The 13953-nt window shown below is 65.3% G+C and carries 15 protein-coding genes; 11 read left to right on the top strand and 4 right to left on the bottom strand.

Going from position 1 to position 13953, the window contains the following annotated elements; genetic code table 11:
- Window positions 1-250: 250 nt before the first annotated feature.
- From OG874_RS39605 to OG874_RS39590, 4 genes are all read right to left on the bottom strand, one after another.
- Window positions 251-1033: an MspA family porin gene (locus tag OG874_RS39605; protein ID WP_330252156.1), complete on the bottom strand. Its 783-nt coding sequence runs from the start codon at window positions 1031-1033 to the stop codon at window positions 251-253.
- Between the two features lie 87 nt (window positions 1034-1120).
- On the bottom strand, window positions 1121-1630 hold the full coding sequence (locus tag OG874_RS39600; protein WP_330252155.1) for an MspA family porin: 510 nt from the start codon (window positions 1628-1630) through the stop codon (window positions 1121-1123).
- A gap of 211 nt (window positions 1631-1841) precedes the next feature.
- Window positions 1842-2216, bottom strand: a complete 375-nt coding sequence (locus OG874_RS39595) for a hypothetical protein (RefSeq protein ID WP_330252154.1) — start codon at window positions 2214-2216, stop codon at window positions 1842-1844.
- On the bottom strand, window positions 2213-2596 hold the full coding sequence (locus OG874_RS39590; RefSeq protein ID WP_330252153.1) for a nuclear transport factor 2 family protein: 384 nt from the start codon (window positions 2594-2596) through the stop codon (window positions 2213-2215). The genes OG874_RS39595 and OG874_RS39590 overlap by 4 nt, the downstream gene beginning before the upstream one ends.
- Before the next feature lie 91 nt (window positions 2597-2687).
- Between OG874_RS39590 and OG874_RS39585 the strand changes: the two genes are divergently transcribed.
- The 11 genes from OG874_RS39585 (at window position 2688) to OG874_RS39535 (ending at window position 13917) form a co-directional block, all read left to right on the top strand.
- A complete protein-coding gene (locus OG874_RS39585) occupies window positions 2688-3824 on the top strand; it encodes an acyl-CoA dehydrogenase family protein (protein ID WP_330252152.1) in 1137 nt (378 codons plus the stop codon).
- Between the two features lie 94 nt (window positions 3825-3918).
- Complete coding sequence (locus OG874_RS39580) at window positions 3919-4707, top strand: enoyl-CoA hydratase/isomerase family protein (RefSeq protein ID WP_330252151.1); 789 nt, start codon at window positions 3919-3921, stop codon at window positions 4705-4707.
- Window positions 4708-4744: 37 nt separating this feature from the next.
- Entirely contained in the window at window positions 4745-5116 is a 372-nt protein-coding gene (locus tag OG874_RS39575; protein ID WP_330252150.1) for a Zn-ribbon domain-containing OB-fold protein, read from the top strand.
- A complete protein-coding gene (locus OG874_RS39570; protein ID WP_330252149.1) occupies window positions 5113-6264 on the top strand; it encodes a thiolase family protein in 1152 nt (383 codons plus the stop codon). The genes OG874_RS39575 and OG874_RS39570 overlap by 4 nt, the downstream gene beginning before the upstream one ends.
- Before the next feature lie 27 nt (window positions 6265-6291).
- Window positions 6292-7500, top strand: a complete 1209-nt coding sequence (locus tag OG874_RS39565) for an acyl-CoA dehydrogenase family protein (RefSeq protein ID WP_330252148.1) — start codon at window positions 6292-6294, stop codon at window positions 7498-7500.
- Window positions 7497-8498: a phosphotransferase family protein gene (locus tag OG874_RS39560; protein WP_330252147.1), complete on the top strand. Its 1002-nt coding sequence runs from the start codon at window positions 7497-7499 to the stop codon at window positions 8496-8498. Before OG874_RS39565 ends, OG874_RS39560 begins: the two co-directional genes overlap by 4 nt.
- A 30-nt stretch (window positions 8499-8528) precedes the next feature.
- Window positions 8529-9731 carry an acyl-CoA dehydrogenase family protein gene (locus OG874_RS39555; protein ID WP_330252146.1) on the top strand — a complete coding sequence of 401 codons (1203 nt, stop codon included), beginning with the start codon at window positions 8529-8531 and terminating at the stop codon, window positions 9729-9731.
- Window positions 9728-10489, top strand: coding sequence for an SDR family NAD(P)-dependent oxidoreductase (locus OG874_RS39550; protein WP_330252145.1), 762 nt, complete (start codon window positions 9728-9730; stop codon window positions 10487-10489). Before OG874_RS39555 ends, OG874_RS39550 begins: the two co-directional genes overlap by 4 nt.
- 13 nt (window positions 10490-10502) lie before the next feature.
- Entirely contained in the window at window positions 10503-11291 is a 789-nt protein-coding gene (locus tag OG874_RS39545) for an SDR family NAD(P)-dependent oxidoreductase (RefSeq protein WP_330252144.1), read from the top strand.
- Complete coding sequence (locus OG874_RS39540) at window positions 11291-12406, top strand: alcohol dehydrogenase catalytic domain-containing protein (protein ID WP_330252143.1); 1116 nt, start codon at window positions 11291-11293, stop codon at window positions 12404-12406. The genes OG874_RS39545 and OG874_RS39540 overlap by 1 nt, the downstream gene beginning before the upstream one ends.
- Entirely contained in the window at window positions 12403-13917 is a 1515-nt protein-coding gene (locus OG874_RS39535) for a class I adenylate-forming enzyme family protein (RefSeq protein WP_330252142.1), read from the top strand. Before OG874_RS39540 ends, OG874_RS39535 begins: the two co-directional genes overlap by 4 nt.
- Window positions 13918-13953: the final 36 nt, after the last annotated feature.

The raw sequence follows: 13953 nt of genomic DNA, 5'->3' as shown, positions 1-13953 counted from the left end.
AGACGCCTACACAAGCCATCGGCCAGTACGAGGCGGAAATGGTCCCCTATGGGTTCGCCCGAGTCGCGGACTCGCTCGAGAGTTTCGGCACACACGGCGACGATTCGCTCTACCGTCCCATCGCCGGCCGATTCGCTCTCGCCGCAGCCCGCGGATATTTCAGCCTGACAGGCAAAGTTCCGGCGATGCGTCGGAAATTCCTCGACCACATGGAATCGTATCGCGGCGAATAACTCGTGTGACGCCCTTACTAACCGAGACTGAATGGCTGGCCCCAGAGGGTTTGGGTGGCGTCCATGACATTGTCGTGGATGACGATCGTGGTGTACGACCGCGCCTCGGCGTAGCCGCCGCAGCCGTCGATCGACAGGGTGTGGTCGACATACTGGGTGACGCCCGAGGAACCGGTGAAGTTGTATGTCTCGATCTGCTTGGTGCCGACCGTGCCCGGCTTCAATTGCAGCCGCATATTGGGGTCGGAGTAGGGGCTGATTCCCGAGGTGCCGACACCCGCACCCAAATCGCCGTCCCCGAGCGTCAGCCCGCCGCCGCCTCCGCCGCCGCCGCCCGAGTTGCCGCCGCCACTCGAGTCGCCGCCGCCCTCCGCACCATCGGAATTGGACGGGCTTGCGCCCGCACCGGCGCCGTCGGCGTCCCCGCCCTTCTTCGGCTGACCTGCCGCATCACCGCTGCTGTTGGCGTGCGCTGCAGAACCCAGGTCGACCTGGCAGCCCACCAGATATCCGGTCTCGATACGACCACCGGTGACCTTGACACCGTCCGGCGCGGTGACGTCGACCGATGCCACACCCGATACCCACACGTTGCGGGAGAGCGGGCTCGACGCCATGGACCCGGAGACCGTCGCATGTTCACCGCTGCGGTCGACCTGAACGGTCAGCCCGTCGCGCGTGGTGAACTGGCCGTGCCCGTCCGGCAGCGCTACCTGCGTATCGGCCGCCGCCGGACCCGTCCCGACCAGCATCGGCGCAACGGCGCACACCACGATCGCACTGCACAGCCAACCCCGCACGGCTATATTCCTCTCGACTATCTTCGAATCACGTTGCGGCACTGCATTTTCCGACATGAGCCGCAGGGCATCGGAGCGCATGCGAGCTCAGCCGATGCTGAACGGATCGCCGTACAACGTCACCTCGGCCGAACCGCGCTCGTTGGTCACGGTCAACATCGTGAACGCGCGAGCCTGCGCATATCCGGCACAACCGTCGACCTGGACACCGCGGTCGTGGTACTCCACGCCGACGGCCCCGGCCGCGGGATCGAGCCGCTTGGTATCGAACTTCACCCGGGCAACGCCGCCCGGTACGAGATTGATGCTGGGTGACAGCTCCGGACTCACCGAGTTCGGCGACACATACACATCACCGCCCAGACTCACGCCACCGGACAGATCGACTTGGCAACCGACGAGGTAGCCGGTGACGAGGGTGCCGCCGGTAGCGCCGTCGACCGTGGCATACACCGTGCCCGACATGCTCGCCGTGCGCGACAGACCGTTATAGGCCAGCGATGGAGACACGACCGCACTCTCCCCGGTCCGGCTCAGGTCGATCCGGACACCGGTTGCCGTCGTGAAAGCCTGCTGACCGTCGGGCAGTGGCACCACCGTATCTCCTTGTGCCACACCACATCCGAGCAGTATCGCCGCCAGCCCCACACCTACACCCACAGGAAAACGGCCGAACCCAGCAAGCAACTCACAGCTCCTTCTCGCCCGAACGCCAGCAAATCTCACCCATGCTTTCCCGAGCAGATGAATCGAAGCTGGTGATCAGCAGTGGATTGGCTGTGAGTTTCGGAAGCTCCGGGCCGCGAGCTCAGCGCGCGAAGGATACTTCTGGGGTGCGGGCGATGAGGAGGCGGCGGACTTTGCCTTCTGCGTCGAGTTGGGCGGTGGCGTTGAAGGAAGCCTCGAATGCTCCGGCACGGGTTGTGCGGCCGAGCACCAACTCGTAATCACCGACCACCGCACCGGTGTCGATGTGATGGACCAGCGTGCTCTTCTCGCGCTGCGCCAAGTAGTCGACCAAGCCCGCGCGGTCTCCCACGAATTCGGCGGACAGGCCTGCACCTTTGGAGAACTGCACCGACATCGCGAAGTCGTCGGAGATCATGCCCAGTACGCAGTCGGGATCGTCCGAATCCATGTATTCGAACCACCGGGCCAGCACCGGGGGCACCGCGCTCGTCATCCTACCGCTCCCTCGACGTGGAAATCTGTTGGTAGCAGCGCGAATTCGGCGCTGAACGACACTTGGTAGCGATCGATCAGCCCGTCGGCGCCGATATGCATCGCGCCGACGAAGTAACCGGTTGTCGTCACGTCGTTCTCGGTGACGGCGCCGTATGCGAACTCCACGCCGTCGGCGGCGGCCACCCGCAACAGCCGGTGCTTGCGGTTCACCTTCGGCCGGCCCTTCAGGTATTCGAGCATGGCCGCCCGGCCGTGTCCGAGGTTCACTCCGGTGGGCAGCAGCATCGCGAACTGGACGTCTTCGGCGAGCAACGCCACCGCGTCGTCCAGTCGCCCGCTGTCCAAGGTCGCGTAGTAGCCCTCGATGGCCAAAGTCATGAAATGAACTTAGTTCAGTATCTCCCTTCTTGTCCAGGCTCCGGCGCGATACTCTCGAGACATCAAACTGAACTCAATTTAGGTAGGTTAGATGTCCGCACCCGCGATAGAAGTGCCATGGCCCCGCACGGATCCACCTGCGCTGACACCCGGACCGGAGCAGTCGGAGCTGCGTGCGGCCATCCGCGGCCTACTCGCCAAACACAGCGGTATCGAGCAGGTACGAACGGCCGCTTCCGCCGAACTCGGCTATTCACCACAGCTGTGGAAAACCCTCGTCGATGACATGTCGGTCACCACATTGGCGGTCCCCGAAAACCGCGGCGGCCTCGGCTACGGCATGGTCGAGCTGGGGATCGTGCTCGAGGAATGTGGTCGCGCGCTCGCATGCGAGCCGGTGTACACATCGGCAGTCCTCGGCGTCCACGCACTACTGTCGGCGGATCCCATTCAGGACGCGGACCTGCTCGCCGGAGTTCTCGACGGAAGCCTGCTGGCGACGGTCAGCGCCTTGTCCGCCACCACCGATCACGTGCACGCGGAGTCGACGCGGACCGGGTGGCTATTGCACGGCACAGCGACCCACCTGGTAGGCGGCGGCAATGCCGATATAGCCGTCGTTTCGGCGCAATGCCCGGACGGCCGCCGGCTGTTCGCTACCCAACCGGGCGCACCGCTCGTCCGAACCGAACGTCGAGTACTCGACCCCACGCGCCGTCGAGCCGATCTCACCTTCGATCAATGTCCGGCGATCGCGCTCACCGACGTCGATGCCACCGAGGCGACCGCCGCGCGGCTGGGCGAGCTGGCAACGCTGGCGCTAGCGTGCGAGAACACCGGCATCGTCGACCGCCTGCTCGAGATGACCGTGGAGTACGTGCGGACTCGGCACCAGTTCGGTCGCCCCATCGGCTCGTTCCAGGCTGTCAAACATCGGCTGGCCGATCTGCTGGTCACTCTCGAACGTGCTCGATCGGCCTCCCGCTATGCGGCGGCGATATATGCACAGGACCCAGGATCGGCCTCGTTGGCCGTGGCGGTCGCCGGAGCCGTTTGTACCGATGCGGCGGTGCACGCGGCGGCAGAAGCGATCCAGCTGCACGGTGGCGTCGGTTTCACCTGGGAACACCCCGCCCACTCCTACTTCCGCAGGGCAATGGGAAACGAAGCGCTACAGGGTGATTCACGTGCGCAGCGAGCGCGAATCGGCACCCTGATCGGTATCTGAATCAGCCAACGGCGCCAGCCCTCCTGTTGACGTGGAGCGGTTGCCTAGGTAAAACTGAATTGAATCCAGTTCAAGTTCAAGAAAGAGGTTCGAGATGGTGGACACCGACCACATCGTGTTGGAGAAGGACGGCGACGTCGCCCGCGTGTGGCTCAATCGCCCGCACAAGAAGAACGCTGTCACCACAGAACTTCTGCACCGACTCGACGAAATCATCGTCGAGGTCGACAACGACCCAGATCTCAAAGTCCTCGTGCTACGCGGCCGCGGCAATACGTTCTGCTCGGGCTTCGACCTGGACGAACTGCTTGCCAACTATGTCGGCAGCACCAATGCGATGGATGTCGCGGTGCTCTCGGCCAAGGTGTGCGACCGCCTCTACTCGATGAACACGCCATCGGTGGCGGTCCTCGAGGGGCATGTGACGGCCGGCGGATTCGAGCTGATGATCTCCTGCGACTTCGCTGTCGCATCCGAGGACGCGCTGATCGGTGACTTCCACATTCGCCGTGCGCTTTTCGGTGGCGCGGGTCCGATCTACCGGTTGCCCCGCATGATCGGTATCCGTAAGACCAAGGAACTGATGTTGACCGGAAAGCTGCTGTCCGGCAAGCAAGCCGTGGACTTCGATCTGATCAATGCTTCGGCACCCGCGGCCGAACTCGACGACCTGGTCGCCGAATTCATCGCACCGATCGTCGACAAGAGCCCATTCGCCATGAAGCTCACGAAGATGACCATCGACCGCGGTCTGGATGCGGACATCCAATCGCTCATGGTGATGGAGCATCTCGCGGTGGGCAATGCCCTGCAGTCCGAAGACGCACGCGAGGGCGTGAACGCATTCCTCGAGAAGCGCGAACCGAAGTGGGTCGGTCGCTGAACAACGCCGCTCCGTACGACTCGAAGAGGAGATCGACATGGGCGAGCACGCAGCATCGGTACTGGAAGGTAGCCGGTGCACGGTCTGTGACACGGTCGCATATCCGGCAACCACCATGTGCGCACGATGCGTCCAGCCGACGGCCACCGCAATGGAGTTGAGCACGCGGGGAGTGGTGTGGGCCTACACGGTCCAACGGTTCCCACCGAAGTCGCCACCGTATATCCCTCCTGCCGAAGGCTTTTCAGCATTCGCGGTGGGCTATGTCGAGCTTCCGGAAGGTATTCGCATTCAAGCAATCCTGGAGTGCGCGGACTTCACCGAGTTGGACCGGGCACCGGTGCACCTCGTCGGCACCGCACCGGTACCTCGGTTCGCGGTCGTTTCACAGCAAAGAGAAGCGCAGTGACACAAACAGTTTCGATCATCGGAGCCGGGCTGTCGAAGTTCGGCAGGCAGCCCGGCAGCACCGGCCGTCAGATGGCGGTCAGCGCCATCGCCGCCGCACTCGACGATGCCGGGTTGACCTGGCCCGACATCGATGTCGCCGTCGGCGGTAGCGACGGTTCGGGACTCGCCGACACCCTCGTCGCCGAACTCGGTTTCACCGGAATATCTTTCAGCAATGTGAAGAATGGCTGCGCCACCGGTGGCAGCGCACTGTTCTCGGCGGTCAATGCGGTCCGTTCCGGAACCGCCGAAATCGCGCTGGCGGTCGGATTCGATAAACACCCACGCGGAGCCTTCGATCCGACACCGGCCGAATGGGGGCTGCCCGAGGGTTACGGCGCGGCCGGGCTCATGGTCACCACGCAGTTCTTCGGCGCCAAGATCGGCCGATATATGCGCGAATACGGGATTTCCGGCACGACCTTGGCGAAGGTTGCCGAAAAGGCGTACCGAAACGGCAGTCTGAACCCGAATGCCTGGCGACGTGCAGCGATCTCGGCCGACGAGATCGCCGCCGCCGATATGGTGAACGACCCGTTGACGCGATATATGTTCTGCTCCCCGGGCGAGGGCGGGGCCGCCGTCATCGTCGCCACCGAGGCCGCGGTCCGGCGACTCGGCGGTCGCCCGGTCCGGTTGCGCGCGATCAGCCACCGCACCCGCCGCTTCGGCTCATTCGAAGTATTCAGCCCGGCCGTCCAAGGCGGGGGCGAACCGACCAGCGTGAGCGCCGACGCGGCCGCGGCGGCCTTCGAACAGGCGGGCATTTCCCCTGCCGATGTCGACGTCGCGCAACTTCAGGACACCGAGAGCGGTGCCGAGATCATGCATATGGCCGAATGCGGCTTCTGCGAGCACGGCGAGCAGGAGTCGATGATCGCGGCAGGCGACACCGAGATCGGCGGGCGACTGCCGGTCAATACCGACGGTGGGTGCATCGCCAACGGCGAACCCATCGGCGCATCGGGTCTGCGCCAGGTGCACGAGATAGTCACCCAGCTGCGCGGCGAAGCCGGAGATCGACAGGTACCCGGAGCACCGAAGGTCGGCTTCACGCACGTGTACGGAGCGCCCGGAATCAGCGCCTGCACCGTGCTTTCGGTGTGACATGACAACACTTTTCGAGGTGAATCAGTGACCACACAGACACTTCCCGACCTCGTCCGCTTCACCGATGAGGCGCTCGCCTGGTTGAGCAGTGTGGCAGTCCGCCGAGCGGAATCGGTCTGGGGTTCGGGTTCGGATTCGGTAGCCGTTTTCGAGAGCTGGAACGCCGAGGAGGAACGCGCGCACACCGACCGGATCCGCGAGTACGAGCGCGCCAAATTCGACGCGGGCTGGGGCGCGCTGAACTGGCCCGAGACCTACGGCGGCCGCGGTCTGCCGCTGTCGTACGTCCTTGCTTTCCGGCGCGCCGAAGCGGACTTCGATGTGCCACGGCGCACCGAGATGTTCTCGGTGACACAACAACTGGTCGCTCCCACCATCGAGCAATGGGGCACCGACGAGCAGCGGTCACGCTATGTCCGGGCCATGCTGCGCACGGATATCATTGCCTGCCAATTGTTCTCGGAAACCGAGGCCGGTTCCGATCTGGCAGCGGTGCGGACGCGCGCCGTCCGATCCGCCGATGGCATGTGGACGCTCGACGGCCACAAGGTGTGGACCTCGGGCGCGCGGGTGTCCGATATCGGCGTCGCCGTGTGCCGAACCGATACCGCGGCAGCGAAACACGCCGGACTCACCGTCTTCCTGGTGCCGATGACCACACCGGGGGTGACCGTTCGCCCGATCCGGCAGATGACCGGTGGCAGCTCGTTCAACGAGGTCTTCCTCGATGGTGTTCGACTCGACGACAGCTACCGGCTCGGACCGGTGGGGCAGGGCTGGCCGGTAGCGCTCACCGTATTGGCCGCCGAACGCCTCGACGGCGGCAACCTCGGTCTGGCGAACGCGGATCAGGCGGTCGCGCTGGCCCAGCATCTCGGACGGGAGCTGACCGAGATCGAACGCGATAAGGTCGCCGACCTGGTAATACGCAGCTATCTACAGCGAATCGGCAATATGCGGGTGGCGGGCGCCGTCGTCGCGGGCAAGGACCCCGGACCGGAGGCCTCGATCGGGAAACTACTGGCGACCGACACGATGGCGCGCACGTCCGAGGTGGTGCGCCTGCTACTCGGGCCAGACCTCACCGTGGACTCCGGTCGCTGGGGAACCTTCGCGTGGGCCGAGCACATTCTCGGCGCGCCCGGCTATCGGATCGCCGGGGGAACCGACGAGATTCAGCACAACATCATCGCCGAGCGAGTTCTCGGACTACCGAGGGAGCCACGCCCATGAGTTCAGGTAGCGATTCCGTAGGGGGTGGCGGTCGGGCGACGGGTGGGCACACCGTGGAACAACGCGTCAGAACCCGGCTGCAGGCGGACCGCGACGTGACGGTCACCGCATTCGAACCGCTGCTCGGCGGACATTCCGGCTTGACGTACCGGGTGCGAACGACCGGCGGTGACTTCGTGGTCAAGGCCGTACCCGAGGGGCAGCAGGCCATCGGCCGGCACGACATGCTGCGACAGGCCCGGATCATGCAGGCATTGGCGCACACACCTGTTCCCGTACCGGACATCGTTGCGGTCGACGACATCGAACCCGCCTGGTTCGCCATGGAATTCGTGGCCGGGGAGGCGTTGGAACCGGTACTGGACGATCCGGCCGTCGAAACCGGCTTGGCCGCGGCCCGGATGCGGCGGGCCGCGGAAATTCTGCCGCGCCTGCACGCAATAGATCCGAACACCGTGCCCGGCGCGCAAGCACCGCTGACACCGGACGCCGAACTCGCCCGCTGGGCTCGCACCCTCGGCGCCGTCCCGCCCGACCTCGTTGCCGGTGGCGACCGGCTGCTCGAGCTGCTCGGCCGGACCACACCCGAACCGACCACACCGACACTGGTGCATGGTGATTACCGCCTCGGAAACATCATTTCCGACGGGGTCGAACCGGTCGCGTTGATCGATTGGGAGATCTGGAGCGCAGGCGACCCTCGGGTCGAATTGGGCTGGTTCCTCGTCTTTGCCGATGGCAGCAACTTTCCCGGCGTCGGCCGGGAGGTGCCCGGGCTGGCTTCGGCGCAAGAGCTGGTCGACCTGTATGTCGGCGACGGGCCCGCGCTCACCGATATGACGTGGTTCGACGCGCTGGGCCGCCTCAAGATGGCCGCGATCATGGGCCACAACCTGCGCCGACACCGCGAAGGTCGGCACTACGACCCCGACCAGGAAAAGCTGCCCGCCACCATCAACCGCCTGATCGAGACCGGGACCGCGCTACTCGCCGGTTGATATCGACCGCACCAGTTCAGGAGCCGCACCGTGGATTTCTCCTACTCCCCCCGCACGCAGGATCTGCTCGGCAAACTCGAATCCTTCATGGACGAGTACGTCTATCCCGCGGAGCAGGTGTTCGACGCCCAGATCGCGGCGAACGACAACCCCCATGAGCAGCCGCAGGTCATGCGAGATATGCAGGTCAAGGCCCGCGAATCAGGTCTGTGGAATCTGTTCATGACCCACGACGGCCTCGGCGCCGGGCTCACCAATCTGGAGTACGCGCCACTGGCCGAGGTAGTCGGTCGATCCATCATCGGCAACGAAGCCATCAATTGCTCGGCTCCAGACACCGGCAATATGGAAATTCTGGCCATGTACGGGACCGAGCAGCAGCGCCAGCTTTGGCTGAAACCATTGTTGGACTGCACTATTCGCTCCGCATTCGCGATGACCGAACCCGCGGTGGCCAGCTCCGACGCCACCAACATCACCTCCACCATCGTTCGTGACGGCGACGAGTACGTCCTCAACGGCCGTAAGTGGTACACCTCCGGCATTCTCGACCCGGACTGCAAGCTCATCATCTTCATGGGCAAATCGGATCCGCAGGCACCGACATATCGCCAGCAGAGCATGATTCTGGTCCCCCGTGACACCCCGGGGATCGAAGTGCTGCGCGATCTTCCGATGTTCGGCTTCCGTGACCGGCTCGGCCACGGCGAAGTCCAGTTCACCGATGTCCGCGTTCCGGCCGAGAATATGCTCGGCGCCGAAGGTGACGGTTTCGCCATTGCCCAGGGCCGGTTGGGACCGGGCCGCATGCACTACGCGATGCGCGCCATCGGCATGGCCGAGCGTGCACTCGACATGATGTGCCAACGCTCCCTGGAGCGCATCGCATTCGGCGGTCCACTGGCCGATCGCGGTGTCGTACGCGAGTGGATTGCCCGCAGCCGCATCGAGATCGATCAGATCCGCCTGCTCGTCCTGAAGTCGGCCTGGCTCATCGACAATTACGGCAACGCGGCCGCTCGATCGGAAGTCGCCGCCATCAAGGTCTCGGCGATGGAAGTGGCGCACACCGTCGTCGACCGCGCGGTGCAGACCTACGGTGCCGCAGGCGTCAGCGACGACACCGTCCTGGCCCGCCTGTACGCCATCACCCGGGCACTGCAGATCGCCGACGGTCCCAACGAAGTACACCTGCGTACCATCGCCCGCCTCGAATTGAAGAAGCACAAATGAGCACAACGGAATTGACCGGAAAGGTCGCCTTGGTCACCGGCGCCAGCCGCGGCCTCGGACTGGCGATCGCGCGCGGGCTGCGTGACGCGGGCTGCACGGTTATCGTGTCCAGCCGCAAACGCGACGCGTGCGAGCAGGCCGTTGCCGCACTCAGCGACGGCGATGGGCCGGGCAGCGCGCACCCGTTCGTATTGCATGTCGGCAAGTGGGAGTCGATCGAACCGGCCGTCGATCGAATCATCGCCGATTTCGGCAGGCTCGATATCGTCGTGAACAACGCGGGTATCGCACCGCTGGCCGACAATCTGCTGTCGGTCTCGGAAGCACTGTGGGACAAGACCATCGAGGTCAACCTGAAGGGCCCGTTTCGCCTGATGGCGGTTGCCGGTGACCGGATGGCCGCCGCCGGTGGCGGGTCGATCATCAATATCTCGAGCATCGGGGCGGTCCGGCCGAGTCCGCCCGAGGCGATGTACGCGGCGGCCAAGAACGGGCTCAACGCATTGACCATGGCGTTCGCTCAGGAGTACGCGCCCACTGTGCGCGTCAACTGCGTGATGCCGGGCGGATTCGCGACGGATATGGCCGAGAACTGGGATGAGGAGTTCGTCGGGAAGATCATCGATCGCCTGCCCGCCGGTCGGCTGGGGCGGCCGGCGGAAATCGCCGGTCTGGTCACCCACCTGGCGAGCGCCGCCGCCGGTTACACCACCGGTGCGATCATCCCCGTCGACGGCGGCCGGACCGCGGTGTACTGATATGCGAAACGATATGAGTGCCAACGGATCCGACACCGGAACGACGCTGGACGATCTGTTCGGTTTGTCCGGCCGGGTCGCCGTCGTCACCGGCGCGTCGTCCGGCCTCGGGATGGGCTTCGCGAACGCTCTCGCCGGTGCCGGGGCCACCGTGTACGCGGCCGCTCGCAGGCTCGACCGGTTGGCGGCGCTGGCCGCGGATAACCCCCGGCTCATTCCGGTTCGCTGTGATGTGACATCCGACGAGGACCGCCGAATGTTGGTCGACCGCTGCTATGAGCAGTCCGGACGGCTCGACGTACTGGTCAACAACGCGGGCAGGCCCGGTCCCCCGCACGCCGAGGACGAAACGGTAGCCGGGTTCGCATCGATACTCGAGGTCAACCTGGTGGCTGGATTTCACCTCGCCACCTATGCCGCGACGCGACTGCCCGAAGGGGAACGCGCGTCGTATATCAATATTTCGTCGGTGATCGGGCTGGTCTCGACCGCACCGATCGGCGGCGCGAGCTACGCCGCATCCAAGGCCGGGATACTCGGACTCACCAGGGAACTCGCCGGGCAGTGGGGGCGCAGAGGGATCCGGGTGAACGCCGTCGTCCCGGGCTGGTTCGACACCGAGATGACCGATGGCCTGTTCGACAACGAGAAGTCGGCGGGGTGGGTGCGGCGCAACACCATGCTCGGCCGTGGTGGCAATGCCGGTGAAATCGACGGCGCGGTCCTGTTTCTCGCCTCCGGCGCGTCGTCCTATATGACCGGGCAGACGCTCATTGTCGACGGCGGCTGGACGGCTCGCTGATGCTGGCCGTCCAACTGACCGAGTGGGGTACCGAACCACAGTTGCGCGAAGTCGCCGTTCCGGAGCCGCGTGGTGCGGAACTCCTGCTGCAGGTCACCGCGGCAGGGTTGTGTCGCTCCGATCTGCATGTCATGGATGCCGCCGAATCGAGTTTCGACTATCCACTGCCGCTCACCCTCGGCCATGAAGTCGCGGGCACGGTGATCGATGCCGGCCCCGGTGCGGATAAGTCCTGGCTCGGCGAAGCCGTTGTGGTCCATGGCATCTGGGGCTGTGGCCGCTGCCGCAATTGTGCGCGTGGACGGGAGAACTACTGTCTGACACTGCGGCCTCGGTCCGACGGCAGACTGGCTCCGATCGGCAATGGCCTCGGCTATCACGGTGGTCTGGCACAGGCCATGGTTGTTCCCTCGGCCCGATACCTTGTTCGGACCGGCGATCTGGCACCCGCCATCGCCGCTCCCCTCGCGGACGCCGGGACGACCGCCTACCACGCTGTGCGCCAGCACGCCGATGTCATCGACGAATCCGCGATCTGTGTGGTGATCGGTGTCGGCGGACTCGGTCACCTGGCGATTCAGATCCTTCGCCACTTCGGTGCCGGACGTGTCCTCGCCATCGACAACCGGCCGGAGACGCTCCCCGTCGCATTGCGGCTGGGCAGCGATGCGGCGTTTGCCGATCTCGCCTCGGCGCTCCCCGCACTCGACGGCGGTGCCGACCTGATCCTCGATTTCGTCGGCACGTCCGACACGATGGAGTCGGCCGCGCGAGCGCTCGCGCCAGGGGGCCGACTCGCGGTCGTCGGCAGTGCGGGCGGCCGCCTGGCCATGGGCAAACGTATCGGCCTCGCCGCCGGGTGGCAGGTGGACGCACCGTTCTGGGGTACCCGATCGGATCTGGAGGCCGTGGTCGATATGGCTATCGGCGCGACACTCCACGTCGCGGCCACGACCTATCCCCTCACGGACGCGGTCGACATCTACCGGCGCCTTCGGGCCGGGACCGTCACCGGACGCGCGGTCCTCGTGCCGCCGCCGTCGACGTGCGGTGCGCCGCAGCACGTGGAAGCGAGTAGACAGATATCGAGCGTCGCGAGAGAAGTGGGGCGATGAAGACACTTGCGCAGGAAATGATCGAGCGGGCACAGCGTGCGCCGGACCAGATCGCGGTCGTGGACGAATTCGGTCGCCACACCCTCGGAAAGATCGTCGCAGCGGCCCGAGCGCTGGCCGAGCGGATCGAGTCCATCGATTCGGCCCCGCCCACTGCCCTCATCCAGGCCGACAACACCTGGCACACGGTGGCGGCCGCCGTGGCGGTCGGTCTGCGGGGTGGTGTCGTCGCGGTATTCGGCGCGCATGCCACCGAATCCGAGTTCGCGCTGGCTGTCGAGGATATTGCCCCGGATATGGTCGTCGCGGCACCGGACTCGCTGCTGCGCTGGGGTGTGCGGGAGGATCGCTTCCCGATTCGGGCGGCTGCCTTCGACGCACGCGTGTTGCGCTCGCGAACCGGCCCGTTCGATTCGGTGGACCGATGGCACGGAGGCACGGCCATTGCGATGACCTCCGGTTCTACCGGGCGTCCCAAATGTGTTGTGCAATCCGAAGAAGCCATCCGCTACGCCTGCCAGTGCACCATCGACACCGTTCGACTGGAGCCGGATGAGGCTGTGGGAGCGTTCGTACCACTGTCTTCGGTGGCCGCGTTCTGTTTCGGCATGTACCTACCTGCCTATCTCGGCGGCACGATGGTGTCGATCGGCAAATGGGAACCTGCCGCGGCCCTGGCGGCCATGGCGGAGCACCGCGTCGCCTGGACAATGCTGGTTCCGACCATGGCCCTGCAACTGTCGGTGGCCGACGGCTCCGAAGGCACGTTGTCCGCCCTGCGCGCGATGACCGTAGGCGGCGGTCCGATGAACGAACGCGCGCTGCATACGGCCGAGGAAAAGCTCGGTACCACGTTCCTGCGGGTTTTCGGTATGTCCGAATGTCTCGGACACACCACGCCACAACTCGACGACCCGACCGCCATCAGGCTCGGCCGGGACGGGCGACCGTTCCGAGGCACCGTCGTGCGGGCGGTCGACACCGCCGGGAAGGTCGTGGCCGCCGGTGCGATCGGCGATGCACAGGTAAAGGGCCCGTCCCTGTTCGTCGGCTATGCCCGAGACGGCGTCGCGATTCCCCCGACACTCACCGCGGACGGTTTCCTCCCGACCGGTGATCTGGTCGAGGTGGCAATCGACGGCTCCATCCGGGTGACGGGGCGCCAGAAGCAGATCATTATCCGCGGCGGGCGCAATATCGATATCAACGAACTCGAATCGGCCATCGCGAACGTGCCGGGCATCGTGCAAGTGTGTGTGGTCCCGGTGCCCGACGCTCTGCTCGGTGAACGAGCGGCAGCGCTGGTTGTCGCCGACGGCGAACCGCTGACATTGGCCACTGTCACCGATCAACTCGCGGCGGCGGACTTTCCCAAGTCGAAGTGGCCCGAGTACCTGTTCACGGTGCAAGACCTGCCGCAGAACACCGTCGGCAAGTTGTCCCGGCCCGAGGCTGTGCGGTTGGCGACACAGCTGGCCGCAGTTGACCCGAGTTCACCTCAGTTCCGGTAGAGTCGTTTCGAATGCACACCATCGAATGCGGGGGTA

This window comes from Nocardia sp. NBC_00565 (assembly GCF_036345915.1).
Lineage (GTDB): Bacteria > Actinomycetota > Actinomycetes > Mycobacteriales > Mycobacteriaceae > Nocardia.
The sequence above is the reverse complement of the archived record's forward strand: the minus strand, read 5'-3'. Positions and strand labels throughout refer to the sequence as shown.

Coding starts and splice junctions, on each gene's coding strand:
- OG874_RS39560 (WP_330252147.1), top strand. CDS start 7,497: ATGAGTTCAGGTAGCGATTCCGTAGGGGGTGGCGGTCGGGCGACGGGT.
- OG874_RS39545 (WP_330252144.1), top strand. CDS start 10,503: ATGAGTGCCAACGGATCCGACACCGGAACGACGCTGGACGATCTGTTC.
- OG874_RS39535 (WP_330252142.1), top strand. CDS start 12,403: ATGAAGACACTTGCGCAGGAAATGATCGAGCGGGCACAGCGTGCGCCG.
- OG874_RS39590 (WP_330252153.1), bottom strand. CDS start 2,596: ATGACTTTGGCCATCGAGGGCTACTACGCGACCTTGGACAGCGGGCGA.
- OG874_RS39580 (WP_330252151.1), top strand. CDS start 3,919: ATGGTGGACACCGACCACATCGTGTTGGAGAAGGACGGCGACGTCGCC.
- OG874_RS39540 (WP_330252143.1), top strand. CDS start 11,291: ATGCTGGCCGTCCAACTGACCGAGTGGGGTACCGAACCACAGTTGCGC.
- OG874_RS39595 (WP_330252154.1), bottom strand. CDS start 2,216: ATGACGAGCGCGGTGCCCCCGGTGCTGGCCCGGTGGTTCGAATACATG.
- OG874_RS39575 (WP_330252150.1), top strand. CDS start 4,745: ATGGGCGAGCACGCAGCATCGGTACTGGAAGGTAGCCGGTGCACGGTC.
- OG874_RS39585 (WP_330252152.1), top strand. CDS start 2,688: ATGTCCGCACCCGCGATAGAAGTGCCATGGCCCCGCACGGATCCACCT.
- OG874_RS39550 (WP_330252145.1), top strand. CDS start 9,728: ATGAGCACAACGGAATTGACCGGAAAGGTCGCCTTGGTCACCGGCGCC.